At 63.0% G+C, this 24,041-nt stretch carries 23 protein-coding genes; 7 read left to right on the forward strand and 16 right to left on the reverse strand.

What is annotated here, in order from left to right; genetic code table 11:
- Positions 1-55: 55 nt before the first annotated feature.
- The 4 genes from kdsA to HNQ71_RS35540 all read right to left on the reverse strand — a co-directional run bounded on the left by kdsA (position 56) and on the right by HNQ71_RS35540 (position 2,444).
- Positions 56-901, reverse strand: coding sequence for a 3-deoxy-8-phosphooctulonate synthase (gene kdsA, locus HNQ71_RS19760; RefSeq protein ID WP_184874326.1), 846 nt, complete (start codon positions 899-901; stop codon positions 56-58).
- Positions 898-1,788, reverse strand: coding sequence for a VOC family protein (locus HNQ71_RS19765; protein ID WP_184874327.1), 891 nt, complete (start codon positions 1,786-1,788; stop codon positions 898-900). Before HNQ71_RS19765 ends, kdsA begins: the two co-directional genes overlap by 4 nt.
- A gap of 44 nt (positions 1,789-1,832) precedes the next feature.
- Complete coding sequence (locus HNQ71_RS19770; RefSeq protein WP_184874328.1) at positions 1,833-2,123, reverse strand: Dabb family protein; 291 nt, start codon at positions 2,121-2,123, stop codon at positions 1,833-1,835.
- Positions 2,124-2,309: 186 nt separating this feature from the next.
- On the reverse strand, positions 2,310-2,444 hold the full coding sequence (locus tag HNQ71_RS35540) for a hypothetical protein (protein ID WP_281391389.1): 135 nt from the start codon (positions 2,442-2,444) through the stop codon (positions 2,310-2,312).
- A 346-nt stretch (positions 2,445-2,790) separates the two neighbouring features.
- Here HNQ71_RS35540 and HNQ71_RS19775 point away from each other — a divergent pair, with 346 nt between their 5' ends.
- Positions 2,791-4,047 (forward strand): SAM-dependent methyltransferase, encoded by a 1,257-nt coding sequence (locus tag HNQ71_RS19775; protein ID WP_184874329.1) that lies wholly within the window; start codon positions 2,791-2,793, stop codon positions 4,045-4,047.
- A gap of 44 nt (positions 4,048-4,091) precedes the next feature.
- On the opposite strand, the gene HNQ71_RS19780 is transcribed toward HNQ71_RS19775, so the two are convergent.
- Together HNQ71_RS19780 and HNQ71_RS19785 are read right to left on the reverse strand one after the other, a co-directional pair.
- On the reverse strand, positions 4,092-6,071 hold the full coding sequence (locus HNQ71_RS19780; protein WP_184874330.1) for a bifunctional 2',3'-cyclic-nucleotide 2'-phosphodiesterase/3'-nucleotidase: 1,980 nt from the start codon (positions 6,069-6,071) through the stop codon (positions 4,092-4,094).
- Between the two features lie 148 nt (positions 6,072-6,219).
- The gene (locus HNQ71_RS19785) at positions 6,220-7,485 is read right to left on the reverse strand and encodes an NAD(P)/FAD-dependent oxidoreductase (protein ID WP_184874331.1); all 1,266 of its coding nucleotides are present in this window, start codon (positions 7,483-7,485) and stop codon (positions 6,220-6,222) included.
- 166 nt (positions 7,486-7,651) lie between these two features.
- Here HNQ71_RS19785 and HNQ71_RS19790 point away from each other — a divergent pair, with 166 nt between their 5' ends.
- Positions 7,652-8,302, forward strand: coding sequence for a 5-formyltetrahydrofolate cyclo-ligase (locus HNQ71_RS19790; RefSeq protein WP_184874332.1), 651 nt, complete (start codon positions 7,652-7,654; stop codon positions 8,300-8,302).
- Between the two features lie 172 nt (positions 8,303-8,474).
- On the forward strand, positions 8,475-8,891 hold the full coding sequence (locus HNQ71_RS19795) for a hypothetical protein (protein ID WP_184874333.1): 417 nt from the start codon (positions 8,475-8,477) through the stop codon (positions 8,889-8,891).
- On the opposite strand, the gene HNQ71_RS19800 is transcribed toward HNQ71_RS19795, so the two are convergent.
- On the reverse strand, positions 8,888-9,361 hold the full coding sequence (locus HNQ71_RS19800; protein WP_013531467.1) for an Lrp/AsnC family transcriptional regulator: 474 nt from the start codon (positions 9,359-9,361) through the stop codon (positions 8,888-8,890). The two genes, HNQ71_RS19795 and HNQ71_RS19800, sit on opposite strands and share 4 nt — an antisense overlap.
- Positions 9,362-9,517: 156 nt before the next feature.
- On the opposite strand from HNQ71_RS19800, the gene ald reads away from it, so the two are divergent.
- Positions 9,518-10,633 carry an alanine dehydrogenase gene (ald, locus tag HNQ71_RS19805; RefSeq protein WP_181061911.1) on the forward strand — a complete coding sequence of 372 codons (1,116 nt, stop codon included), beginning with the start codon at positions 9,518-9,520 and terminating at the stop codon, positions 10,631-10,633.
- Between the two features lie 24 nt (positions 10,634-10,657).
- On the opposite strand, the gene HNQ71_RS19810 is transcribed toward ald, so the two are convergent.
- The 6 genes from HNQ71_RS19810 to HNQ71_RS19835 all read right to left on the reverse strand — a co-directional run bounded on the left by HNQ71_RS19810 (position 10,658) and on the right by HNQ71_RS19835 (position 14,779).
- Entirely contained in the window at positions 10,658-10,810 is a 153-nt protein-coding gene (locus tag HNQ71_RS19810; protein WP_184874334.1) for a hypothetical protein, read from the reverse strand.
- 63 nt (positions 10,811-10,873) lie between these two features.
- Positions 10,874-11,341 carry a DUF1203 domain-containing protein gene (locus HNQ71_RS19815; protein ID WP_184874335.1) on the reverse strand — a complete coding sequence of 156 codons (468 nt, stop codon included), beginning with the start codon at positions 11,339-11,341 and terminating at the stop codon, positions 10,874-10,876.
- 100 nt (positions 11,342-11,441) lie between these two features.
- Entirely contained in the window at positions 11,442-12,005 is a 564-nt protein-coding gene (locus HNQ71_RS19820; RefSeq protein ID WP_184874336.1) for a GNAT family N-acetyltransferase, read from the reverse strand.
- Between the two features lie 5 nt (positions 12,006-12,010).
- On the reverse strand, positions 12,011-12,862 hold the full coding sequence (gene sseA, locus HNQ71_RS19825) for a 3-mercaptopyruvate sulfurtransferase (protein ID WP_184874337.1): 852 nt from the start codon (positions 12,860-12,862) through the stop codon (positions 12,011-12,013).
- 139 nt (positions 12,863-13,001) lie between these two features.
- Positions 13,002-13,745 carry an alanyl-tRNA editing protein gene (locus tag HNQ71_RS19830; RefSeq protein ID WP_184874338.1) on the reverse strand — a complete coding sequence of 248 codons (744 nt, stop codon included), beginning with the start codon at positions 13,743-13,745 and terminating at the stop codon, positions 13,002-13,004.
- Positions 13,745-14,779, reverse strand: a complete 1,035-nt coding sequence (locus HNQ71_RS19835; RefSeq protein WP_184874339.1) for a cysteine synthase A — start codon at positions 14,777-14,779, stop codon at positions 13,745-13,747. The genes HNQ71_RS19830 and HNQ71_RS19835 overlap by 1 nt, the downstream gene beginning before the upstream one ends.
- Positions 14,780-15,005: 226 nt before the next feature.
- Between HNQ71_RS19835 and HNQ71_RS19840 the strand changes: the two genes are divergently transcribed.
- Positions 15,006-15,827, forward strand: coding sequence for an SDR family oxidoreductase (locus HNQ71_RS19840; protein ID WP_184874340.1), 822 nt, complete (start codon positions 15,006-15,008; stop codon positions 15,825-15,827).
- A gap of 98 nt (positions 15,828-15,925) precedes the next feature.
- On the forward strand, positions 15,926-16,900 hold the full coding sequence (locus tag HNQ71_RS19845; RefSeq protein ID WP_184874341.1) for an alpha/beta hydrolase: 975 nt from the start codon (positions 15,926-15,928) through the stop codon (positions 16,898-16,900).
- A 105-nt stretch (positions 16,901-17,005) separates the two neighbouring features.
- Here HNQ71_RS19845 and HNQ71_RS19850 read toward each other — a convergent pair whose 3' ends face one another.
- Entirely contained in the window at positions 17,006-18,427 is a 1,422-nt protein-coding gene (locus HNQ71_RS19850) for a DEAD/DEAH box helicase (RefSeq protein ID WP_184874342.1), read from the reverse strand.
- A 408-nt stretch (positions 18,428-18,835) separates the two neighbouring features.
- Between HNQ71_RS19850 and HNQ71_RS19855 the strand changes: the two genes are divergently transcribed.
- Positions 18,836-20,368 carry an acyl-CoA carboxylase subunit beta gene (locus HNQ71_RS19855; RefSeq protein ID WP_184874343.1) on the forward strand — a complete coding sequence of 511 codons (1,533 nt, stop codon included), beginning with the start codon at positions 18,836-18,838 and terminating at the stop codon, positions 20,366-20,368.
- 32 nt (positions 20,369-20,400) lie between these two features.
- On the opposite strand, the gene HNQ71_RS19860 is transcribed toward HNQ71_RS19855, so the two are convergent.
- Positions 20,401-22,392 carry a hypothetical protein gene (locus tag HNQ71_RS19860; protein WP_246461654.1) on the reverse strand — a complete coding sequence of 664 codons (1,992 nt, stop codon included), beginning with the start codon at positions 22,390-22,392 and terminating at the stop codon, positions 20,401-20,403.
- Between the two features lie 8 nt (positions 22,393-22,400).
- Positions 22,401-23,933 carry an NAD(P)H-hydrate dehydratase gene (locus tag HNQ71_RS19865; protein WP_184874345.1) on the reverse strand — a complete coding sequence of 511 codons (1,533 nt, stop codon included), beginning with the start codon at positions 23,931-23,933 and terminating at the stop codon, positions 22,401-22,403.
- Positions 23,934-24,041: the final 108 nt, after the last annotated feature.

Genomic DNA, 24,041 nt, shown 5'->3' on the forward strand with positions numbered 1-24,041 from the left:
GCCGGGGCCATGGGGCCATTGTCGGTTGCCGACGCTGGAACGTCCGTGGGACGCTTCAGTGACCCTTGGCGATACGATCGAACGCCATCAGTCTTTCCAGCAGTGCAGGCATATCCTTCAGCGGCACCATGTTCGGGCCATCGGAAGAAGTCGAATTATCCGGATCCTGGTGGGTCTCGATGAACACGCCGGCAACGCCGACGGCGACAGCCGCTCGGGCCAGCGTTTCGACAAAACGGCGCTCGCCACCCGTGGAGCCGCCTTGCCCGCCCGGCTGCTGAACCGAATGCGTGGCGTCGAAGATCACCGGCGCGCCGATCTCGGCCATGATAGGCAGAGCGCGCATGTCGGAGACCAGCGTGTTGTAGCCGAACGACGCACCGCGCTCCGTGGTCAAAACATTGGCGTTGCCGGAACCGGTGATCTTGGCAACCACGTTCTTCATGTCCCACGGAGCCAGGAACTGTCCCTTCTTCACGTTGATCACCTTGCCGGTCCTGGCGGCGGCGACCAGCATGTCGGTCTGGCGCGAGAGGAAGGCCGGAATCTGGAGGACATCGACGTGCGGCGCGACGATCGCGCACTGTTCCTCGGTGTGGACATCGGTCAGCACCGGCAGCGAAAATTCCTTGCGCAGTTCGTCGAAAACGGGAAGTGCCGCTTCCATGCCTGCGCCGCGTGTCGCCGACAGCGAGGTGCGGTTGGCTTTGTCGTAGCTGGTCTTGTAGACGAGGCCTATTCCGAGCTTGCCGGTCAGTTCCTTCAGCGCGCCGGCCATGTCGAAGGCATGCTGGCGCGATTCAAACTGGCAAGGGCCAGCGACCAGCGACAAGGCCGCGTTGTTGTCGAAGACGACATTGCCGACGGTTACCGACGAATTGGGCGCCAGGGGCTTGCTCATTGGATCTCCCGGAAGATGAAAGCCGCGCCCTGTCCGGATGCCGGCTGCACGACAATATCATTGCCCGCTATATCGTGTTTGACGGAGTTGGCTGCAAGCAGCCTCGAGGTGATATCGGCGCTGCGGACCGAAAAGACCACTGCTGCGAAGCGAAGGTCTGTCGGCGCGCAGGCAGGCAAGCCAAAGCGTGTGGTGAAGGAACCAGGGGCAAGCACGCTCAAGGTTGCATTCGGCAAGTGAAACGCGCCGCCTTGCGCGCCGGCGGCCGGATCGCCCACCGCCAAGGAAATCAGCCGATGCTGCTCGGCAGGCCGGTCGCTGACGGCCACGATCTCGACAATTCCCGTGGCGCTGTTGGCGTGCGCGTGCAAGGCCGCGCGGTCCACTTTGGGCGCGTTGACCCGCTCGCAGGCAAACAGGAAAGCATCCGTAGCCTTGCTTTCGGATGCAAAGGCGAGCTTGAACGATGCGATGTCGCTTTTGCCAGCCGTGTCGGTGAAAGCGCGCGAAAAGCTCAGCATGTTTCCCGCGGAGATGCCGGCTTCGACATAGCGCGCCTGGTCGGCATCTGCGTTGCTGGTGCCCAGGACCACAGCCGAAAATCCCTCGTCGCCGTGCCTGTTGCGATAGATACGGTCGCGCGCGACGAAAACATTGCCCTCGGCAATGGCCGCCGTCGCGGCCTGTTCGTCGCCGACCGCGAGCGGCTCGAGATAGGTGCCGTCGGCGAGGAAGACACAACAGTTTTCGGTCCCAAAGGGGTGAATGCCGGTCGGGGCAACCACGAAGCCGAGCGCGGTGAGCCGTGCTCGTGCCACATCGAGGTTCTGTGTCGGCAGCACCAGATGATCGAGCGGGTGAGTGCCGGCGGCTGTTGTTCGGTTCATGCAGGCGCGATGTGCATCATTCCGCAAACCGGTTCAAGCCTCAATCAGGCGCCGGCCACGACATCGGCGGAATAACGCAGCTCGCGCAACGGTTTGACCTTGCGGGTCGTCTGCGCATAGAGCGGGTGCGCCTTGTAGGCGGCCAACGCCGCGTCATCGGCGAACTCGGCATAGACGACCACATCGATCTCGTCCGAGAGCGGGTCGACCTTGGTGTTGATGGTCACCTCGAAAACGCTGGAATGGGGAATGTCGCCGAGCGCCTGCAGGCCGGTGCGCACGGTCTCCACATCCTCCTTACGCCGCGCGCTGAAGAAAACGATATGCCGGATCAACCCCGCCTCCTCGATCGAAAGCGCGTCAGGCGACGCGCTTCAGGTCTTTGCCTTTACGCATGTCGCTGCCCCAAGACCGGAGCCGCTTTTGGGCGACATGCATTAAGTGCCGGGGTCTTTTGTGACGTCAGGACGGCCGCGTCAATCGACAAGGATGTCGCGGCAGCCGGTGATGGAGATTGGGCGCTAGCTCTCGCCGGTGACGGATCGCACGACGTGCGTGACACCCCTTACCGCGGTGTCGAGGTACCGGCCCTGATTGTAGAGCCCATCCCAGATCAGGAAAAAGGTGACGGCGGCGATGACGATTACATAACGCATGGCTAAAGCTATCGCACAGGCACGGTTGCAACCATAGGCGTTTTAGGCGCGTTCGGCCTTTGCTGTGTAAAAGTTGGATCCACGCCAGCGATCGCCCTCCACTTGGCACAGCCCGGCTTGCAGCCTGCCTCTTGATGTCCCCCCTCCTCACGTGGAAGATTGTCGCAGGGATTCACTGGGAAGCGCTGAAGCTCTGATTAAAGGGCACGCGCTTTCGTTCGAGCCCGCCTGTCGCCGAACCGGTCAGCTGCCGGAATCAGGCACTGGCGTTCGAACCTGGCGAATGAACCGCGAGAACCGGGGCTCGGCAATTTGCGCCGACACCGCGGAAGCCCAGGGGCGTGAGATGGCACACAAGGAACATCATGGTCTGGCGTCGGGCGACGCGGTCAGGCTGGACGAATTCAATTTCGCCGAGATCGTCAAGGGCTTGCCGGCGAAGGCGCGCATGGTGCTGTCGGCGGCGATGAACCTGCCGCGCGGATCGCTGAAGGTCCGGATGCCGGACGGACGCGCCGTGCTGGTCGGCGGCAAGGGACCTGGCCCGGACGCCGAACTGGTGCTCAAGAACTGGCGCTTGCCCGGCCGCGCCTTTTCCGGCGGCACGATCGGCGTTGCCGAATCCTATATGGACGGCGATTGGGAAAGCCCCGACGTCACCAGCTTCCTGGAGCTGTTCGTGGTCAATTCGGCCATCGGCGAACGCGTTGCCGGCGGCGCCAGCTGGCTCATCAACACCGTCCAGCGCATCAGACACTGGTTCAACGAGAACACGCGCACCGGCTCGAAGCGCAATATTTCGGCGCACTACGACCTTGGCAATGCCTTCTACAAGGAATGGCTCGATCCGAGCATGACCTATTCCTCGGCACTCTATGCCACCGGCGCCAACGACCTCGAAAGCGCCCAGGCCGCCAAATATCGCGCACTGGCCAAGGATACCGGGATCGGACCGAAGGATCACGTGCTGGAGATCGGCTGCGGCTGGGGCGGCTTTGCCGAATTCGCGGCTCGCGAGATCGGCTGCCGCGTGACCGGCCTGACGATCAGCCGCGAGCAGCACGACTTCGCCAAGGCTCGCCTCGCCAAGGCCGGGCTTTCCGACAAGGTCGACATCAAGCTGCAGGACTATCGCGACGAAACCGGCACCTATGACCGCATCGCCTCGATCGAGATGTTCGAGGCGGTCGGCGAGAAGTACTGGCCGGTGTTCTTCGGCAAGATGAAGGCCTGCCTGAAGCCTGGCGGCACCGCAGGCCTGCAGATCATCACCATCAACGAAGCCGCCTACGACACCTATCGTGCAAGACCGGATTTCATCCAGCGCTATGTTTTTCCGGGCGGCATGCTGCCGACGCCGTCGATCCTGAAGGCACTCGGCAACGATCATGGCCTTGCCCATCTGCGCGAGCGTGTGTTTCCGGACGACTATGCGCGCACGCTCGCCGAATGGCGCCAGCGGTTCTGGGCATCATGGGAAAAGATCGTCCCGCTCGGCTTCGACGACCGCTTCAAGAAGCTCTGGGAATTCTACCTGCATTATTGCGAGGCCGGCTTCCGCGCCAGTTACATCGACGTTCGCCAGGTGGTTTACGAGGCGTAGTCCACGCTGCCGTAGCGGCGCGCACTCTAGCCTGTAGGCAACAGTCAGAGCAGGATGCGGTATTTCGCAAATCCCGCTTCGCCCTCACCCGCCGGCTCGATCTTCAGCGACTTCACCTCGGCAATGAAATCCTTGGCCCCGGCGCCGGTTTCGAACACGACGCTGGTTTCAGGCAGCGGCGCGAACGACCAGTTGCCGTCCGCCGACGGATTGATCGTGCCCTCGCTGACGATATAGCGAACGATGACGTCGCGATTGGTGTCCGGCGCCTCGTAAATGACCTTAGAGGCATTGATGTCCGGAAAATTACCGCCACCGCCGGCCCGGTAGTTGTTGGTTGCAACGACGAATTTCTGCTTGGAATCAATTGGCTTGCCAGCAAACATCAAGTCGACGATGCGATTGGCGCTGGCATTCGCCAGTCCGCCCTTGGCATCGTATTTCGGCGGCTGCGACAGGTCTATCTTGTAGGTGACGCCGTCGATGACGTCGAAATTGTAGGACGGGAAGTCGGTGTTGATGAGGGCCTGGTCGGCCTTGCCCGGTTCGATCCGATTGAAGATGCCGGCCGACATTTCCAGCCATTCCTTGACCTGCGCGCCGGTGATTTCGACGGCCCGCACGGTGTTCGGGTAGAGGTAGAGGTCGGCGACGTTCTTGATGGCGATGTCGCCTGCCGGCACGTCGGTATAGTAGTCGGCGCCGCTGCGTCCGCCGGCCTTGAAGGGTGCGGCGGCCGACAGCAGCGGCACGTCCTTCCACTGCGTGTTCTTGAGAATGTCCTTGAGGTACCAGGTCTGCGCCTGGCTGACGACCTGCACCGACGGATCGTCGGCGACCAGGGCGAAATAGGAATAGAGCGGCGCCGAGGTCTTGCCGACGGGACGGCGCACATAGGCCAGCGTCGCCTGGTGGTCCTGTTCGAGTGCCGCGATGATGCGCTTGTCGTCGGGGACGATCGGCTTGGCCTTGTTGTCGACGCGTTCGAAGATCGGCCGCGCCTCGGAAGTGGCGGAAACGACCTTCCATTTCGACCCGTCGCGCTCCAGCATCAGGTCGATCAGCCCCATATGCGAGCCCCAGAAGCCGCCCATCACGGCGGGCTTGCCCTGCAGCGTACCTTTTTGCGTGTCGACGCCGTCCAGCGACTGGAAATCCTTCTTGCCGGGGAAGACCAGATGTTGGTGACCGGTGAACACCGCATCGATGCCGTCGACACCGGCGACGAAGAACGATGCGTTTTCCATCATGTCGCCCTGCTTCACGTCGATGCCCGAATGCGAGAGCGCAATCACGATGTCGGCGCCTTCCTCCTTCATCTGTGGCACCCAGGCCTTGGCCGCCTCGACGATGTCGCGAGTCTTGACGTTGCCCTCCAGATTCTTGAGATCCCAGACCATGATCTGCGGCGGCACGAAGCCGATGATGCCGATCCTGATCGGCTGCTCGGCGCCTGACCCGTCCTTGATCTTCTTGTCGAGGATGACATAGGGCTTGAGATAGAGCTTATCGTCGCGCGGGTTCGCTGCAAGCTCGGTGCCACGGATCAAATTGGCGCAGACGAAGGGGAAACTGGCGCCGGCCAGCACCTTGTCCATGAACGACAGGCCGTAGTTGAACTCGTGGTTGCCCAGCGTCGAGCATTCGTAGCCGAGCAGGTTCATGGCCTTCATGATCGGATGCCGGTCGCCGTCCTTCATGCCCCTCTCATAGGCGATGTAATCGCCCATCGGATTGCCCTGCAGCAGGTCGCCATTGTCGATCAGCATCGAATTGACGGCTTCCTTGCGCACTGCATCGATCAGCGAAGCCGTGCGCGACAGGCCCATCGTGTCGTTCGCTTTGTCGGCGTAGTAATCGTAGGGCAGCACGTTCACGTGTATGTCGGTGGTTTCCATGATCCGAAGATGGGCCTGGTTGGCCTGGGCGCGGGCGGAGAACGGATGCAGCATGATCAACGCTCCTGCGGCGGCGGCACCGCCAAGCAGATCGCGGCGGGAGACGGGATGGAGCAGTCGGGACATGTTTTTTCCTTCGACAACGTGACAAGCCCTGCGCCGAAGCGAACTTGGCGCTGAAACCCATCCGAGTCCATTCAAGAAGTCGAGCGCATAACGCCGCCACTCGATCAGCAACAGATGACGTGCGGATGAACGGTCTGGGGAGAAGAAGTCAGCCCTTGTCGTCGTCGCCCTGGGTGATCAGCCGCGCGCTGCGCTGGCCCGTCGCGTAGATCCATAGCCAGCTCAGTGAAACCGCAAGCCGGTTGCGAAAGCCGATCAGGAAATAGATGTGGGCTATGCCCCACAGCCACCAGGCGGCCCAGCCGGTCAGCTTGATCCAGCCGAAATCGATCACGGCGGCGCGCTTGCCGATCGTGGCGAGGTCGCCGTCATGCCGATAGCGGAACGGCCGTGGGCTGGTGTCGCCGGCAAGCCGCGCCTTCAGCGTCGCGGCAACATGTCGGCCCTGCTGCTTGGCGGCCGGCGCCACGCCGGGAACGGGCCGCCCGTCTGGCCGCAGGACATGCGCGGCATCGCCGACGACGAAAATCTCCGGGCTGCCCGGCACGCTCAAGTCAGGCTCAACGAGTACCATGCCCGCCCGGTCCGCCGCCGCGCCGAGCCACTCGGCGGCTGGCGAGGCGGCGACACCAGCCGCCCACAGGATTGTGCCTGCCGACAAATGCTTGTCGCCGAAGACGACGCCTTCGGCGTCGCACCGCGTAACAGCCCTGCCGAGTTCGATGGTCACACCGAGCCGCTCGAGCGCCTTCGTCGCATAGTCGGAAAGTTTCGGTGCGAAATTGGCCAGAATTCGGTCGCTGGCCTCGATCAGCACGACGCGCGTTTGCCGTGTATCGATGTTGCGGAATTCACCGCGCAGCGTGTCATGGGCCAGTTCAACGATGGTGCCGGCAAGCTCGACGCCGGTCGGTCCGCCACCGACGATCGCAATGGTCAGCAACGCCTGGCGCTTGGCGGGATCGGTCTCCCGCTCGGCCTGCTCGAAGGCCAGCAGAATACGCCGCCGAATCGTGGTGGCATCCTCCAGCGTCTTCAGGCCGGGTGCGAAAGGTTCCCATTCATCGTGGCCGAAATAGGCGTGGCGCGCACCAGTGGCGAGCAGCAGCGTGTCGTAGGCGACCGCACTGCCATCTTCGAGCAGCACGCGTTTGCCGGCGCGGTCGACGCCGACGACATTGGCGAGCAGCGTCGTCACATCCTTGCGCTTGCGCAGGAGGTGGCGAACCGGCCAGGCAATCTCGGACGTCGCCAGCGCCGTGGTCGCCACCTGGTAGAGTAGCGGCTGGAAGAGGTGATGGTTGCGCTTGTCGATCATGGTGATGCGAACCGGCGCACCGGCAAGCGCTCGGGTGAATTCGAGACCGCCGAAACCCGCGCCGACAACAACGACATGATGGCTGGCCTGGTTCATCTCATCCACCGCTAACGGGCAAGATTGCCTAGCCTAGATGTAGGTACTTTTGTGCATCGCAGCAACGAAAGGGGTGGTGCCTGAGACTCGTCGTTCTATGTCGTGAACGCACATGTCGTATCGTGTTACGAGGTATAGCGTGATCAAATACGCGATGAGGTAAAGCATGCCTAACGATCATGACGACCAAGGTCCGGCGCAATATGCCTCTCCTCCCTGCTTCATGCATGAACTCGATCCCGCGTTTCAGATCCCACTAACCGACTGGTCCGACGTCCGGCGCTGGCGTAAGGCCGAGCGCGAACGCCTGATCGCCGCGCGTCTCGCCGTTTCGGCCGACGCGCGAACGGTGATGTCGCAGCGCATTGCGCAAGGTCTCGACGCGATCGTCGGCGAGATCGCCGGCCGCATGGTCAGTCTCTACTGGCCGTTTCGCGGTGAGCCGGACCTGCGCCCATGGATGGCTTCCGTCAATGCGCGCGGCGGCCGCACCGCCCTGCCCGTCGTTGTCGAGAAAGGGCAGCCGCTGATCTTTCGCGCGTACGCGCCGGGCGACCGGCTGGAAAAAGGTGTCTGGAACATCCCGATCCCGGCCGGGGGCGACCCGGTGCTGCCCGACATCGTCATCTCGCCGATCGTCGGCATCGATCCTAGAAACTACCGGCTGGGCTACGGCGGCGGCTTCTTCGACCGTACGCTGGCCGCGATGCCGTTCGAGCCGCTGGTCATCGGCGTCGGCTACGAGCAGCAGCGCATCGCCACCATCTACCCGCAGCCGCACGACATCCCGATGGATCGGATCGTCACCGAGGCCTGAGAGCCTGTCTGAGAATGAGACCGGCTGGATTTCTGTTCCGCCGCGAATATGATTCACCCTCGAAACGCGGACACGACAGCAGCGAGGCCAGTTGGCCGGGATCACCGGACGTAAGAATACCTCAGGTACGGACCAACGCGCTTCAATCGGCTGCTTCACAACGGATGATAAGATGATCGGACGAACCATAGCGGCTGCCCTTGCAATTGCGTTTTCCGTTTCACCTTTGCATGCGCAACCAAAGCATCGTCTACCGAGCGGTTATAAATGGGGCCGCTGCCTGCTTGTTGTCAGCGGTCAGACTCGCATATCCGGAAGATGCTCCTATCAAATCGAGAAGGGCGGCGATTTCAATATCCAGGGGCCTCGGCAAGTTTTTGCAGGCATTGACTATCCTGATACGAATAGTGGGGCTGGTGAAATGTCCAAAGATTACTGGGTAGTTATATACAAGGACGGTGATCTTTGGGAAGGCTATGGAAACTCGGACATTCGCGCAACTCACGGTGAACCGGGAGATTGGGGAGAACTTCGCCGCGAAGGCGCATGCTATGTTGGGAAGGATGTCCGGGTGTGCCTTTGGCGTTAAGCCATTTCCGGCTTCATGCCCATCGCCGTGCGGTCGACAATCTCACGCAAGGCGAACGACGAGTTGATCTTGGTCACATGCGGCATCGCCGATAGCCATTCCTTGTGGATGCGCTCGTAGTCGACGAGATCCTTGGCCGCGATGCGCAGAATATAATCATATTCGCCCGACATCAGATGGCAGGACAGCACATTGGGGCAGCGCTTGATGGCCGCCTCGAAATCCGACAGCGTCTTTTCGAACTGTCCCGACAGCGAGATATGCACGATCGCCGTCATCTGGTGGCCCAGTGCGGCATTGGAAAGCCGGGCGTGGTAGCCGCGAATGGTTCCGGATTTCTCCAGATTGTCGAGCCGGCGCGAACACGCCGACTGCGACAGGCCAACCTTCTCGGCCAGCGCAGCATTCGGTATCCGGCCATCCTTCTGCAAAGCCTCGAGAATGGCGATATCGATCCTGTCGAGCGGCATTTTTCGTGAATCCTGCGAATATCCCAGCATTTTGCGCAACGATTATCGAAAACCGCCCGTTCGCGCAAGCGCATTCGCAAACACCTGCGCAGCGATTCGTGGTTCACTCCACCCATACAGGGAACGAGCCCAAAAGGGCCGGATCAGGAGAAGAAAATGCGCGTCGGCTGCCCCAAGGAAATCAAGAACCACGAATATCGCGTCGGCCTCACGCCGGGCTCGGTCCGCGAATATGTCGCCCACGGCCATGAAGTGCTGGTCGAGACCGGCGCCGGCGCCGGCATCGGCGCCGATGACAACGCCTACCGCGCCGCAGGTGCCACGATCGCCAAGACGGCTGCCGACGTGTTCGCCAAGTCAGACATGATCGTCAAGGTCAAGGAACCGCAGCCCAACGAATGGGCGCAGCTTCGCGACGGCCAGATCCTGTACACCTATCTCCACCTGGCTCCGGATCCGGAGCAGACCAAGGGCCTGCTCGCTTCCGGCGTGACGGCAATCGCCTACGAGACCGTGACCGACGATCGTGGCGGCCTGCCGCTGCTGGCGCCGATGTCGGAAGTCGCCGGACGGCTGTCGATCCAGGCCGGAGCCACGGCACTGCAGAAGGCCAATGGCGGCCGCGGCGTGCTGCTCGGCGGCGTGCCCGGCGTGCTGCCAGGCAAGGTCACTGTTCTCGGCGGCGGCGTCGTCGGCCTGCATGCTGCCAGGATGGCGGTGGGGCTTGGCGCCGACGTCACCATCATCGATCGCTCGATCCCGCGCCTGCGCCAGCTCGACGACCTCTTCACCGGCCGCGTGCACACCCGTTACTCGACTGTCGAGGCGCTCGAGGAAGAGTGCTTTTCGGCCGACATCGTTGTCGGCGCGGTGTTGATCCCCGGCGCCGCGGCGCCGAAGCTGGTCACGCGCGAAATGCTGTCCGGCATGAAGAAGGGATCTGTGCTGGTCGACGTCGCCATCGATCAGGGCGGCTGCTTCGAGACCTCGCACGCCACCACCCATGCCGAGCCGACTTACGAGGTGGATGGCGTCATCCACTACTGCGTCGCCAACATGCCGGGCGCGGTGCCGGTCACGTCGGCCCACGCGCTCAACAACGCGACGCTTCATTATGGCCTGCAGCTTGCCGACAAGGGCCTGAAGGCGCTGGTCGACGACCACCATCTGCGCAACGGCCTCAATGTCCACAAGGGCAAGATCACCAACCGTGCGGTCGCCGAGGCACTCGGCTACGAACTGGTTGAGCCGAAGGCCGTTCTCGCGGCCTGATTCTACTTCTTCAGAACTCCTCCGTCAGCCCGCCGGTTCATGCCGGCGGGTTTTTTCTTGGGCGCGAGGGTTTTCTTGAGCGAAGGCCGAGGCAACAAAAAAGCGGAGCCAAAGCCCCGCTTCCTCGATATCGAGATTTGCCGCCGGTTCATCCGCGGTCGGCAAATCGATCGACAATGGCTTTCTAGCGCGACTATGCGACGGGAGTACGACAAGCCTCCTCCCGGCGGTTCTAATACTTCAGGAGCGCTCGATGCGGCACTGGTAGCAATTGTTGCGCGCCGAGCGGACATGCACGTAGGCGATATCGTCGCGTTCGAACAAGGTTTCGGCTCGCGCCGTGATCGCTGCGGTCGGGATGACACCGCCGCTGCCGTAGACGATACGATCATCCCTGCCGTAGCCGCGCACGATGTAGTCAGGGCTTTCGAGAATCTCGGGTAGCACCTCGCTCTCGGCGGCGCGGTCGCATTCGTCGGCATGCAGGAAGATCGGCCCGGTTTCGGCATAGGGCTGAAGCTCCGGGAATGGCCGGTAGGCCAAGACGAGGTAAGCGTCGCCAGCAGCGATGTTCTTCAGACAGTGCCGGCAAGGCATGCCGTCGCCGTCGGAAATCTTGCGCTCGGGCGTGTGGCCGTAGGCATCCGGGCCGCCGCGCTGCAGTGCCCTGACATCTTCGGTCGGCAAGGCCTTGAACTGGATGGTCATGGTAGGATCTCCGGTGTTGTCGACCGGAAATTATGCCTTCAAGTCCACGCTTCCCACCCGATTCCTGCGCGTTGGCGGATGCTTCGGATTTTTGCTGATGTCAGGGCCGCATGACGCTGGCGGCACGTTCCCCGAAAGGCAGCGGATGCACGATTTCCTTCTTTTGCGCCACCGGCGCAAAGCCGAGCTTCTGGTAGAGCGGCAAAGCCGCCGGATGATCGAGCGTACAGGTCTGCACTGTCACCCGCTTCGGCCCGTACGACCACGCCGCTGCGATCGCCGCCCCCAGGAACCAGCGGCCGATGCCTTGCCCGGTCGCATGCTCCATCATGCCGAAATAGGCGAGCTCGACTTCTTCCGGCAGATGCGGCTTGAGGTCGAAGAAGCCGGCTGGTGCGCCGTCGAGGTAGAGCACCCTGATGTCGCGGTCCTCGCGGTGGATGCCGGCCGAGAGCTCCTCGTCATCGAGCCTCAGCACATTGACCCAGTGCCATTTGCGCCCCACCCGGTCCATCAAATAGCGGTAGAAATGCAGGGGAATGTCCTTGGTCTTCAGCAGCGCAACCTGGCGGTTGTAGGGCACCGGCGGCGAATAGGCCGGCGGCACGTGCATCTCGAGGAACGTCACCGTGACATCGATGTCTTCCAACGCGCCGTTTTCCATCGTCTTCATTCCTTGCCGGTCACGACGGGCGTGTCGGAGAGCCCACCCCATTCCGTCCATGAGCCGTCGTAGAGCCTGTTGTCGGTATGGCCAAGCGTTTCCAGCGCCAGCGTCGCCACCGCGGCTGTAATGCCGGAACCACACGAGGTGATGACGGGTTTCGACAGATCGATGCCGGCCGCCTCGATCACCTTGCGCAAGCGGTCCTTCGACAAGAGCTCGCCGTTTTCCGACAGCGCCGAGTAGGGCAGATTGCGCGCGCCAGGCATATGGCCGGAGCGGATACCGGCGCGCGGTTCGGGCTCCGTGCCGGCAAAGCGGCCCGGTCCACGGGCGTCGGCGATCTGGCTTTCCCCCGTATCGACGATCCGGCGCATGTCGGCGAGGCTGGCAACGCGACCGGCGTCGAAATCGGCATGAAACACACTTGCCGCGATCTTGGTCGGTTCGGCCGTCACCGGCCGGCCCGCCGCTTTCCAGCCATCGAAGCCGCCGTCAAGAATATAGGTCTGGAAGACGCCCATCACCCGGAACATCCACCACGCCCGAGGCGCCGAGAAGAAGCCCGGACCATCGTAGATGACGATGGTGTCGTCGGCCGAAACGCCCATCGACCCGACATATTGGGCAAAATGCTGCGGTGACGGCAGCGTATGCGGCAGCGGCGAATCCGGGTCCGAAACCGCGTCCTGATCCAGAAACCGTGCGCCCGGAATGTGGGCCGCGCCGTATTCGCCGCGCGCATCGCGCTTTTGTGCCGGGAGATACCAGGATGCGTCGATGATTGTCAGGCCCGGCTCGCCGAGGCGCTGCTGCAGCCAATCCGCGTCGACGGTGAAAGGACTGTCCTCGGCCATTTTATCTCCTGCTCGCCGTCTGGCGGTGATTGTCCGATTAAAGTGCGTCGCGTTGAGGCGGATTCAAGTGACACGCTTTATGTCTTTGTTTTTATGCATGTCGTCGACCCAAAACCGGGCCGCTTTTGGGCGACATGCATCAGGTCGCCGGCATCGGGCCGAAGCGGATGCGGAAGCGTCTGTTTTCACGGCCCTTCTTCTCGATCTTGCCGATATGGATTTCGCCGACCTCGCCGGTGCTTTTGACATGGGTGCCGCCGCAGGGTTGGCTGTCGACCGAAGCGTTGTCACCGATGCAGACCAGGCGGATCTTGCCGGTGCCAACCGGCGGGCGGACATTCTTGGATTTCACCAGGCCGGGGTTGGCGGCCAGATCCTCGTCGCTGATCAACCTGGTGAAGATCGGGTGGTCGGCGCGCACCAGGTCCATCAGGCTCGCCGTTACGTCTTCCCTTGTGAAGCTGGCGTCGGGAATATCGAAATCGACGCGGCTGTCATCCTCGGAAACGGACGCACCAGTGATCGGGAACGGGCAGACCACAGTGAGCAGGTGGCAGGCCGCGTGCATGCGCATCAAAAGATGCCGGCGCTCCCAGTCGATCGCCAGGCTCAAGCGTTCACCGACCTCTGGAACCCTCTGCTCCAGTGCTGGCACATGGATGATCTCGTCCTTGGTTTCGCCCGTAATGGTGGCGGCGATGGCGATGCGGCTGCCGTCGGCGCGCTCGAGGTAACCGATATCGCCCGGCTGACCGCCCGATGTGGCGTAGAAGATCGTCCGGTCGAGAATGATGCCGCAGCGGTCGTTGACGGCAATGATTGTCGCGTCCGCGGTGCGCAGATAGGCGTCGTCGCGAAACAGCGCTTCGGTCCTGTGCGCCATCACGCGACCTTTTCGAACGGCACCGAAATCGTGCTCCGCTGCTCCATCCAGCCCGGTATCGGCAGGTTCTTCTCGCGCAGGAATTCCGGGTTGAACAGTTTCGATTGATAGCGCGTGCCATAGTCGCAAAGAACGGTCACGATGGTGTGGCCGGGGCCTAGTTCGCGCGCCAGCCGGATCGCGCCGGCTATGTTGATGCCGGTCGAGCCGCCGACGCAAAGGCCTTCTTCCTGGATCAAGTCGAAGACGATCGGCAGCGCATCCTCGTCCGGGATCTGGAACGAAAAATCCGGCGTGAAGCCATCGAGATTGGCGGTGATGCGCCCCTGCCCGATGCCTTCGGTGATCGAACTGCCTTCGGACTTCAACTCACCGCTGGTGTAGAAACTGTAGAGCGCGGCCCCCAGCGGATCGGCGAGCGCGATCTTGATGTCCTTGCGCCTGGCCCTCAATCCGAAGGCGACGCCGGCCAGCGTTCCACCCGAACCGACCGCCGAGACAAAGCCATCGACCTTGCCGCCGGTCTGGTTCCAGATTTCCTCCGCCGTGGTGCGGATATGGCCGTCACGGTTGGCGACATTGTCGAACTGGTTGGCCCAGATGGCGCCGTTCGGCTCGGTGCGCGCCATTTGCTCGGCCAACCGCCCCGACAATTTCACGTAATTGTTGGGGTTCTTGTACGGCACCGCAGGCACCTCGATCAGTTCCGCGCCGAGCAGTTTGATGGTGTCCTTCTTTTCCTGGCTCTGCGTGTCGGGAATGACGATGACGGTGCGGTATCCCAGCGCCTTGGCGACCAGTGTCAACCCGATACCAGTGTTGCCGGCCGTTCCCTCGACTATCACACCGCCGGGCCTCAGCAGCCCGCGTTGCTCGGCGTCGCGGATGATGAACAGGCCGGCGCGATCCTTGACCGACTGGCCCGGATTCATGAACTCGGCCTTGCCCAGGATCTCGCAACCGGTTTGTTCAGACGCTTTGTTGAGGCGGATCAGAGGCGTGTTGCCGATCGCGTCGATCACAGAACGGGGCATTCAGGATTCCTTGTGCAGCTGTGCCGAAACCGTAGAAACCCGAAGCTTCGGTTTCAAGGCAAGAATTTGTCTGGACCAGTCGCATTTGCGGCATTGTTATCGCGCCGGCGCTTCTCAATATCGCCTTCATGCCCCACAGTTCATTTCCTCACTGTGATGAAAGCACTCTTTTCATTCGATTTCTTCATCGCTAGAGCAAGGTACGAGCAAGTCGACAGGGCGCAGCATGACACTCTATCGGGCCAATCCGAAGCACGGCGTCGCCTGGATCACGGGCGGCAGCAGCGGTATCGGCCGTTCGCTGGCCAGGGATCTTGCGGCCCAGGGTTATGCCGTCGCGGTGACGGCGCTCGACGATGACCCGATCGACACGCTTGTCGTCGAGACCGCGCAGATGCCGGGCAGCGTGACTGCCTTTCCCTGTGATGTCACCGACGAGCCGCGCATGGCAAGAACGGTCGCCGCGATCGAGAAGGAACTCGGGCCCATCGTGCTCGCCGTCTTCAATGCCGGGAACTACATTGCGACGCCGGGTGAAAATCTAGTCGTCAACGACTTTCGCCGGTCCTTCGATGTCAACTATTTCGGCATCATCAACGGCCTGGTGCCGGTCATCCAGCGCATGCGCGTGCGGGCGCGCGGCCACGTCGTGCTGGTCGGCTCGGTCACCGCCTATTTCGGCTGGCCGACCACGGCCGCCTATGGCGGCACCAAGGCGGCGATCAACATTCTGGCCGAGTCGCTGAAATATGACTTCGATAAGATGAATGTGCGTGTCCAGGTGATCAACCCGGGCTTCATCGACACCGCTCTGACCGAGAAGAACATGCTGCCGATGCCGGGGCTGATGCCGGTCAGCCGCGCGACGCGCCGCATGGCGCGGGGCATCAAGTCCGGCGGTTTCGAAGTCACCTTCCCACGCCGGCTGAGCTGGCCCCTGAAACTGCTCAGCCTGCTGCCGAGGCCGCTGTGCAGAGGGGTGATCGGCCTGATGACCAGTTGGAAGGCGCGGCCGCTGCACTACGACCGCAAGCCCCAAAGCGATTAAAACAACGCCATCGAGATTGCCAGGCTCCCTCTCCGGGCGGGGCGTTGCCTGATAGTGGCCGCCGCCATAAGTTGAAAAATTGTTGCGTGGAGTCTGCGATGGGGCGACGGATCGTGCTTGCTGTGCTGGGCCTTGTCGTTGTCCTCTCACTGGCTTTCGTGCTTGGCCCGCGCGTACCCGTCGACATCACAATCCGTTTCGACCCCTCGGTGATCGGCGACGATCCGCAGGCCTATGTGGCCAAGACAGAGGCCGCCATACCGGGAATCCGTGACGGGCTGGAAAAGGAGATCGTCTGGGCCAATCCGATGGTGCATGCCCGGACGCCACTGTCGATCGTCTATATCCACGGTTTTTCCGCATCGAAGGGCGAGGTCCGGCCGCTGCCGGACGAGGTGGCCGACCAGCTCGACGCCAACCTGTTCTACACCCGCCTTACCGGTCACGGGCAGGACGGCGCGGCGATGACGCAAGGCAGCGTCAATGCGTGGATCAACGATTATGAGGAGGCGCTCGCCATAGGCAGGGCGATCGGCGACAAGGTGGTCGTCATCTCGACCTCGACAGGCGGCTCGCTGGCGACGTGGGCGGCAACGCAGCCGGGCGCATCGGACGGGGTGGCGGCGATCGCGTTCATCTCGCCGAATTTCGGCGTCAGGGCGTCCGGCGCCGAACTGCTGACCATGCCCTGGGGCAAGCAGATTGCCGAGCTCGTCGGCGGCAAGGAACGCAGCTTTCCGACCCGCAACGCCCTGCACGAGAAATTCTGGACGCACAAATATCCGATGGCCGCGACACTGCCGATGGCGGCGCTGACGGAGCTCGCCTACGCAGCGCCGGTGGCGAAGGCGACCATACCGGCACTGTTCATCTTCTCGGATTCCGACAGGGTGGTGCGCGAGGATCGCACCCGCGAAATCGCCGGGCGCTGGGGCGCTCCGCATGAACTGGTTCCGGTCGACGACACTGGCGATACCGACCACCACGTCATCGCCGGCGACGCGCTTTCGCCTTCGACCACGGCCTATCTGGCGCAAAGGATTGCCGTCTGGGTCGAGGCGGTGGCCAAGTAGCCTCCTGACGAGAAAGGGCGACCGAGGCATCGCTTCAGCCGCCCTTTCTTTGTCAGTTACGGCAATCAGCCAGCCCAAGGTTGGCCGATTACAACGCGGTCTGGCTTACGCAGCCCGCGCCGCCGGACGCTTGCCGCCGAAGCGGCGCTTGTTGTTGCCCTTGAAAGGCTTGGCGCCTTCCGGCTTGCGCTCGCCAGCGAAGGCCGGCTTGTCTCCGAAGCGCTTGTTGCCGAAGCCGTTGCCCTTGTTCTCGCCACCCGGCCGCCTGCCGTCGCGACGACCATTGCGGTCGTTGCGGTCATTGGCGGGCTCGAAGCGCTCGTTCTTTTCAGCCGGATTGCGCTGCGGATCTGGGCTGCCGAGATGGTCGGCAACGATCGGCAGCTTGGTGCGGATTATGCGTTCGACTTGACGCAGCTTGCTGTTCTCCGAAGGATCGCACAGCGTGATGGCGATGCCGTCCATGCCGTTGCGGCCGGTGCGGCCGATGCGGTGGACATAGCTTTCGGCTTCGTCCGGCAGGTCGAAATTCACGACATGGCTGATGCCGGGCACATCGATGCCGCGCGCCGCAATGTCGGTCGCCACAAGAATGCGCACCGAGCCCTCACGGAAATCGTTCAGCGCCTTCTGACGGGCGTTCTGCGACTTGTTGCCGTGGATAACGGCGGCCTTGAAGCCGTCGCGCTCGAGGTCCTTGGTCACCCGGTCGGCACCGTGCTTGGTGCGCGAGAAGATGATGACGGACTTCATCGCCTCGTCGGCGAGCATCGTCGACAGCACCTGGCGCTTCTGCTTGGTGCGGGCAAAGACGACACCCTGCACAATCTCGGCGGCCGCAGTGCTTTGCGGCGCAACTTCGACACGGATCGGGTTCTTCAGCAGACCCTTGGCCAGCTCGGCGATTTCATTGGGCATGGTCGCGGAGAACAGCACCGTCTGACGGTCGGGCGCGGTCGCCTTGGCGATGCGCTTGACGTCATTGATGAAGCCCATGTCGAGCATGCGGTCGCCCTCGTCCAGCACCAGCCATTTGGTGTCGGCAAGCATGAGGTCGCCTTCGCGCACCAGATCAGTCAACCGACCGGGCGTTGCGATCAGGATGTCGACGCCGGGCGCAACCTTCTTCACCTGGCTGAAGCGCGAGACACCGCCCAGCACGAGTGCGGTCGAGACATGCGCGCCCTTGGCGAGGATCTTGATGGTGTCCTCGATCTGCACGGCAAGTTCGCGCGTCGGCGCCAGGATCAGCGCACGCGCCGTCTTCGGCCGGCGCTTGGTGCCGAGAGCGATGATCTTCGACAGGATGGGCAGCGCGAAGGCCGCGGTCTTGCCGGAACCGGTCTGGGCGATGCCGAAAATGTCACGGCCTTCCATCTGCGGCGGGATCGCCTGCGCCTGGATCGGCTTCGGATCGGTGAAGCCGGCGGCATGGGTCGCCTTGAGCAGCGCACCGGTGATTCCAAGTGCTGCGAAACCGGAGAGTTCCCCAGTTTCTTTACCCAGCAAAGTGTTTTCGTTGGTCAAAATATTCTTCTTTCACGCGGCCTCTGGCCGCAAACATCAATGGCGGCAGGGCGCAACCTGCCGTCGGATAAATTGTCATGGAACGACAAGGCGGGCGGACGGTTTCGTCCACTCGGCTGCGCTGTCGTGCCCGCAGGCATCATGCCACGGGGCTTTTTCGCCGCTTTGTGATGTACCGGAAAGATGGGCCGATATACCGGAAAGAGGGAAAACAGACGCAACCAGTCTCATTTGTCGAGAAGGCCGGATTGTCCCGGCCCAAGCGCCTATGTCGCCGCATATGGCCCAGTTCGCGGCCAAATGCAAGGGGCGTCATGCTGCAGCGCAACAAAACCATGGCGCAAGCGGTGCTTGCGCTCCCTTGCCGGCACGATTACCACGAAATGCCACTGGCTTGGGAGGTAACCGATGAAGGACGTGCTGAAGGAACTCGAGCGTCGCCGCGACATCGCCCGCATGGGTGGCGGCCAGGCCCGCATCGATGCACAGCACAAGAAAGGCAAGCTCACCGCGCGTGAGCGCATCGAGGTGTTTCTCGACGAGGGCTCGTTCGAGGAATTCGACATGTATGTCGAGCACCGCTCGACCGATTTCGGCATGGAAAAGACCAAGATCGCCGGCGACGGCGTCGTCACCGGCTGGGGCACCGTCAACGGCCGCCCGGTTTACCTGTTCGCCAAGGACTTCACCGTGTTCGGTGGCTCGCTGTCGGAAGCGCATGCCGAGAAGGTCATCAAGGTGCAGGAGATGGCGCTGCGCAACCGCGCGCCGATCATCGGCCTCTATGACGCCGGCGGCGCGCGCATCCAGGAAGGGGTGGCGGCACTGGGCGGCTATGCCGAGATCTTTCAGCGCAACGTGCTTGCCTCCGGTGTCATTCCGCAGATTTCGCTGATCATGGGTCCTTGCGCCGGCGGCGATGTCTATTCGCCGGCGATGACCGACTTCATCTTCATGGTGCGCGACACCTCCTACATGTTCGTCACTGGTCCGGATGTGGTGAAGACCGTCACCAACGAGACGGTGACCGCCGAGAGCCTCGGCGGTGCCTCCGTGCACACGACGAAATCCTCGATCGCCGACGGCGCCTACGACAATGACGTCGAGGCGCTGCTGCAGATGCGCCGGCTGGTCGACCTGCTGCCCGCCTCCAACACATCGGAGTTGCCGGAGATCGAATGCTACCAGTCGGTCAGCGACCACGATCAGTCGCTCGACCGGCTGATTCCCGACAACGCCAACAAACCCTACGACATCAAGGAGTTGATCCTGAAGGTCGCCGACGAAGGCGATTTCTTCGAGATCCAGCAGAACTTTGCGAAAAACATCGTCACCGGGTTCGGACGGGTCGAGGGCCGCACCGTCGGCTTCGTCGCTAACCAGCCGATGGTGCTGGCCGGCGTGCTCGATTCCGACGCAAGCCGCAAGGCGGCTCGTTTCGTACGCTTCTGCGACTGCTTTTCGATCCCGATCGTCACCTTCGTCGATGTTCCCGGCTTCCTGCCCGGCACGGCGCAGGAATATGGTGGCCTGATCAAGCACGGCGCAAAACTCCTGTTCGCCTATGCCGAGGCGACCGTGCCGAAGATCACCGTCATCACCCGCAAGGCCTATGGCGGCGCCTATGACGTGATGGCGTCAAAGCATCTGCGTGGCGACATGAACTATGCCTGGCCGACAGCGCAGATCGCCGTGATGGGCGCCAGGGGCGCGGTCGAGATCATCTATCGCAAGGACATCGGCGATGCTGAGAAGATCGCAGCCCATACAAAGGCTTACGAAGATCGCTTCCTGTCGCCCTTCGTCGCCGCCGAGCGCGGCTATGTCGATGAGGTGATCATGCCGCACTCGACCCGTCGCCGCATCGCGCGCGCGCTTCGGATGCTGCGCAACAAGGACATGCAGAACCCCTGGAAGAAGCACGACAACATTCCGCTGTGAGGCGCTGATGTCGCGCGGTCGCAACATAGCAGCTACTCCTCTTCCGCCGCGCCAAATCCTGCTCCCATGGTGGCACGGACGGAACTGCCCCAAGGCGTCGTGTGGTTGTCGATGCGCATCTGGAAGATGAAGTAGGTCGGCGAACAGAAACCGATGCCCCTGATCTTGCCGATACCAGGCGTATCGGGCGGCAGCGATTGGCACATATAGTCCTCGCGGCAGAAATGATCGGCCGAACAGGCCGGCCGGTTGCCGCGGCTAACGGCCCCGCCAAGACATTGGTCGAAATTGTTGGTGGCCACGCAGATGTCGAATTTCTTGCCGCCGACCAGCCCGCAGATCTCGTTCGGCATCGGCTTGCCGGATTTGAAGGCCGCGAAGGCGCCGTCCCTGTCGTCGCAGCCGCGATAAGCGATGCCGCCAGGCACGCCGATTTTGGGCGGACGGCAGGTGTAGGCGTTGCGCGAGACATCCGGCGCGAAGGCCGCGAACTGGCCTGATATGCTGTAGCGGTCGTTGAAAGGCTGCGTGGCGTTGCTGGCGATCGAGCCAGTCAGGCAGGGATGGCCGGAAAACATGTTGGGGCTGTCCTTGGGCAGCAGGCACTGCGCCAGTTTCGTTCGCACGCCCGATGCGGTGGCCAGCGGCGTGCAGACGGTGCCGCCGCCGCACTGCCAGGTCTTGCCGAAGCGAGCGGCATCTTCCGGCATCAGGCACGGCATTGCCATCCCTGCCGGCGCGTAGTCGACCGCGCCGGCGTCCGTCCAGGCAGCCGGCGGTGCAAAGGAGAGCGGGCGGAAGCGGTTCGGCTCCTTGCCTTGCGCCGTGGCGCGCAGCCAGGCCTGGCGGCGTGGAATCTCGGCATGAAGATGCGGCGAAATGCCGACCTCGATACGGTTGAGCGGCGAGGTGGTGTTGTCGTCGAGGCCGATGAAATGGAAACCGGCGGTGGAACCAGCCTGATGGCAACCCTGGCAGGCGCCATTGTCGAGCCGCTCGACCAGCGCTTCTGGCGTCCGCAGCAGTGTCAGCCTGGAATAGTCGAGCGATGCGAATTCCCCGGGCTTGAGCAGCGGCGTGAACGGGTGGTTGGCCTGCCGCGCACTGCCGAAGGTCGACCACGAGATGACCTTCCTGGCCAGGAATTCGTCGGGGATTTCGTAGACGCCTTCGTCGACGGCCCGCAGATTGGCGCTGACATAGGCGGCGAGCCTTGCCTTCAGTGCCGCATCTTGCGCGAGCCGTGCGGTGTCGGGCGTGTTCTCCAGCGGCTTCTCGCTGACGGCGACGCCCTCGATGCCGAATATCCGCATGAGATAAGCGGCCTGGCCGCCGAACTCGGTTTCCTGGCCGGAGGGAAAGCGCACCACCTGTGCGTTGAGTTCCAGTTGCTTGAAGGTCAGCCCGGCTTTCTCCAGCGGTCCGCCGGTCAACCAGCCAACATCGACGGTCTCGTCAAGCTGTGGCGTCCAGCGTCCGGCAACGCCGACGCAGCCGCCGTCGGCATCGGGCGTCGCGCTGTAGACGGCGTTGAAATTGAACGGCAGGCGCGACGCCAGCAGCTTTCCATTTTTGCGGAAACTGTAAGCCAAGCGGTAGATGAAGCGCACCTCGCCGCAGCCCTTGTCACCCAGCAACACCGCAAAGTCGCGACGGTCGAGCCGGTTGACGACGCCGACCAGCCGGAAGCGCGCGGCGTCAGTCTTCAGCCAGCGCATGTCCATGATGCGGCCGACATTGCCGTCGGCGACCTCGTAGAGCGGACGTCCGCCGGCCTTCATCTCGGCGCGCAGCGCGGCGACATCCGCCGCCACAGTGTCGACGACAGCGTGATAGGCCGGCGCCTTGGCGTAGAGAGCTCTCAGGTCGCCCGCGCCCGCCGCGCCAAAAATATCGGCAAAGCCGTAGCCCTTGGCATCGAGTGCGGCGAGCACCGCCGGATCATCGACGATCGTCACAGGACCTTCCGCGCGCGTTGCCGACGCCACGAAGACAGCAAAGAGTGTGGCGACGAGCAGAGCCAAGGCGCGGCTCATCGAGCGGCCGTACGTGCTTCGACAAGTTCACGCAGCACCGGCACCAACGCCAGCGGCAAATCCTCGGCGATCAGCCCCGGCCCGAACCGACTGCCGGCTTCTGCATGGATCCATACCCCTGCGCAGGCCGCTTCGAACGCCGGCATGCCTTGCGCAAGCAGCCCGGCGGTGACGCCGGACAGCACGTCGCCCGACCCTGCGGTGGCGAGCCACGGCGCGCCATTGGCATTGATCGCCGCCCTGCCGTCAGGAGCGGCGATGACCGTATCGGCGCCCTTGTAGACGATGACAGCATTGGCACGCACGGCGGCTGCGCGGGCCTTGTCTAGTTTGGATGTGGCAACGTCATCGGCGATGCCGGGAAACAGCCTGGCGAACTCCCCTTCGTGCGGTGTCATCACCAGAGCCGGAGCGACCGGTTGGCGAGAAGCTTCGAACAAGGCGTCGGGCGCCTCGCGAAAAGAGGTGATCGCGTCGGCGTCGAACACGAGGCCGTCAATCCGGCTTGACGTATCCCCTGGCTGGGCAGGGCTGAGCAGCGCGAGTGCAAATTGCCGCGTCTTTTCGCCGACGCCAAAACCAGGCCCGAGAACAAAGGCCGACGGCCGGCGTTCGCCGATGAACGAGGCGATGTCGACGCTGTCATCGGCCTTGCGTAGCATGATCGAGGTGAGATGCGCGGCGTTTACCTGCATGGCATTGGCCGGCGACAGAACGGTGACCGCCCCTGCCCCGCTTCTCGCGGCGGCAAGTGCCGACAGCCGCGCCGCGCCGGTGGCGCTCGGACCGCCCGAAAAGACGCCGACATGGCCGCGCTTGTATTTGTGTGCGTCCACCGCCGGCACGGGAAATTCCCGTAACCACAAGTCCGTCACATTCTCAAAGGTCGACACGGCGAGCTGGGCGACGACGCCGTCGTCGATGCCGATATCGGCGAGCACGATTTCACCGCATTGCTCGCGTCCGGGGAGCAGCAGGTGGCCAGGCTTTTTGCGCGCGAAGGTGACGGTGACCTCGGCGCGAAACGCGCTGCCCAATATTGCGCCGCTGGCTCCTGAGACACCCGACGGCAGGTCGACCGCGACCACAGGCAGGCGCAGAGCTGTCGCCGTGTCGACGGCTTTGCCGGCATCGCCGGACAGCGGCTTGGACAGCCCTGCCCCGTACAGCGCGTCGACCACGATCGAGCCGGCCTCGGCGGCAAAATCCGACAGTGGACGAGGCTTGACCGGGCATTGCGCGGCAGCGAGCGCCGCATCGCTTTGCGGCCTCGGCGCGCCGCTCGCCCAGATCGTCGTGCCGACGCCGCTGCCGGCCAGGATGCGAGCTACGACATAACCATCGCCGCCATTGTTGCCGGGGCCGCACAGCACATGGACGTGCGTCGCCGCCGGATAGCGGTTGAGCACCACGGCCGCGACTGCTTCGCCGGCACGCTGCATCAGGCCGATACCGTCGGTTGGACCGGCGGCAATCGCCAGCCGATCGGCCTCGCTCATTTCGGCCGGGGAAAGAAGTTGGTTGCTCATGGATTGCCGATCCGCATTCGATCAAGCATTGTCCAATTTTCGATCCGAAGCAAACAAAGGGGAGTTGGCGAAATTTGCGGCCATATCGTTGGGATGAAGGCATCGCAG

This window comes from Mesorhizobium sangaii (genome assembly GCF_014207355.1).
Taxonomy (GTDB): Bacteria; Pseudomonadota; Alphaproteobacteria; order Rhizobiales; family Rhizobiaceae; genus Mesorhizobium; species Mesorhizobium sangaii.

Coding starts and splice junctions, on each gene's coding strand:
- HNQ71_RS19830 (WP_184874338.1), bottom strand. CDS start 13,745: ATGGCGCACAGGACCGAAGCGCTGTTTCGCGACGACGCCTATCTGCGC.
- HNQ71_RS19775 (WP_184874329.1), top strand. CDS start 2,791: ATGGCACACAAGGAACATCATGGTCTGGCGTCGGGCGACGCGGTCAGG.
- HNQ71_RS19835 (WP_184874339.1), bottom strand. CDS start 14,779: ATGCCCCGTTCTGTGATCGACGCGATCGGCAACACGCCTCTGATCCGC.
- HNQ71_RS19800 (WP_013531467.1), bottom strand. CDS start 9,361: ATGCCGCTCGACAGGATCGATATCGCCATTCTCGAGGCTTTGCAGAAG.
- HNQ71_RS19840 (WP_184874340.1), top strand. CDS start 15,006: ATGACACTCTATCGGGCCAATCCGAAGCACGGCGTCGCCTGGATCACG.
- HNQ71_RS19865 (WP_184874345.1), bottom strand. CDS start 23,933: ATGAGCAACCAACTTCTTTCCCCGGCCGAAATGAGCGAGGCCGATCGG.
- HNQ71_RS19845 (WP_184874341.1), top strand. CDS start 15,926: ATGGGGCGACGGATCGTGCTTGCTGTGCTGGGCCTTGTCGTTGTCCTC.
- HNQ71_RS19795 (WP_184874333.1), top strand. CDS start 8,475: ATGATCGGACGAACCATAGCGGCTGCCCTTGCAATTGCGTTTTCCGTT.
- HNQ71_RS19820 (WP_184874336.1), bottom strand. CDS start 12,005: ATGGAAAACGGCGCGTTGGAAGACATCGATGTCACGGTGACGTTCCTC.
- ald (WP_181061911.1), top strand. CDS start 9,518: ATGCGCGTCGGCTGCCCCAAGGAAATCAAGAACCACGAATATCGCGTC.
- HNQ71_RS19815 (WP_184874335.1), bottom strand. CDS start 11,341: ATGACCATCCAGTTCAAGGCCTTGCCGACCGAAGATGTCAGGGCACTG.
- HNQ71_RS19780 (WP_184874330.1), bottom strand. CDS start 6,071: ATGTCCCGACTGCTCCATCCCGTCTCCCGCCGCGATCTGCTTGGCGGT.
- HNQ71_RS19785 (WP_184874331.1), bottom strand. CDS start 7,485: ATGAACCAGGCCAGCCATCATGTCGTTGTTGTCGGCGCGGGTTTCGGC.
- HNQ71_RS35540 (WP_281391389.1), bottom strand. CDS start 2,444: ATGCGTTATGTAATCGTCATCGCCGCCGTCACCTTTTTCCTGATCTGG.
- HNQ71_RS19790 (WP_184874332.1), top strand. CDS start 7,652: ATGCCTAACGATCATGACGACCAAGGTCCGGCGCAATATGCCTCTCCT.
- kdsA (WP_184874326.1), bottom strand. CDS start 901: ATGAGCAAGCCCCTGGCGCCCAATTCGTCGGTAACCGTCGGCAATGTC.
- sseA (WP_184874337.1), bottom strand. CDS start 12,862: ATGGCCGAGGACAGTCCTTTCACCGTCGACGCGGATTGGCTGCAGCAG.
- HNQ71_RS19765 (WP_184874327.1), bottom strand. CDS start 1,788: ATGAACCGAACAACAGCCGCCGGCACTCACCCGCTCGATCATCTGGTG.
- HNQ71_RS19855 (WP_184874343.1), top strand. CDS start 18,836: ATGAAGGACGTGCTGAAGGAACTCGAGCGTCGCCGCGACATCGCCCGC.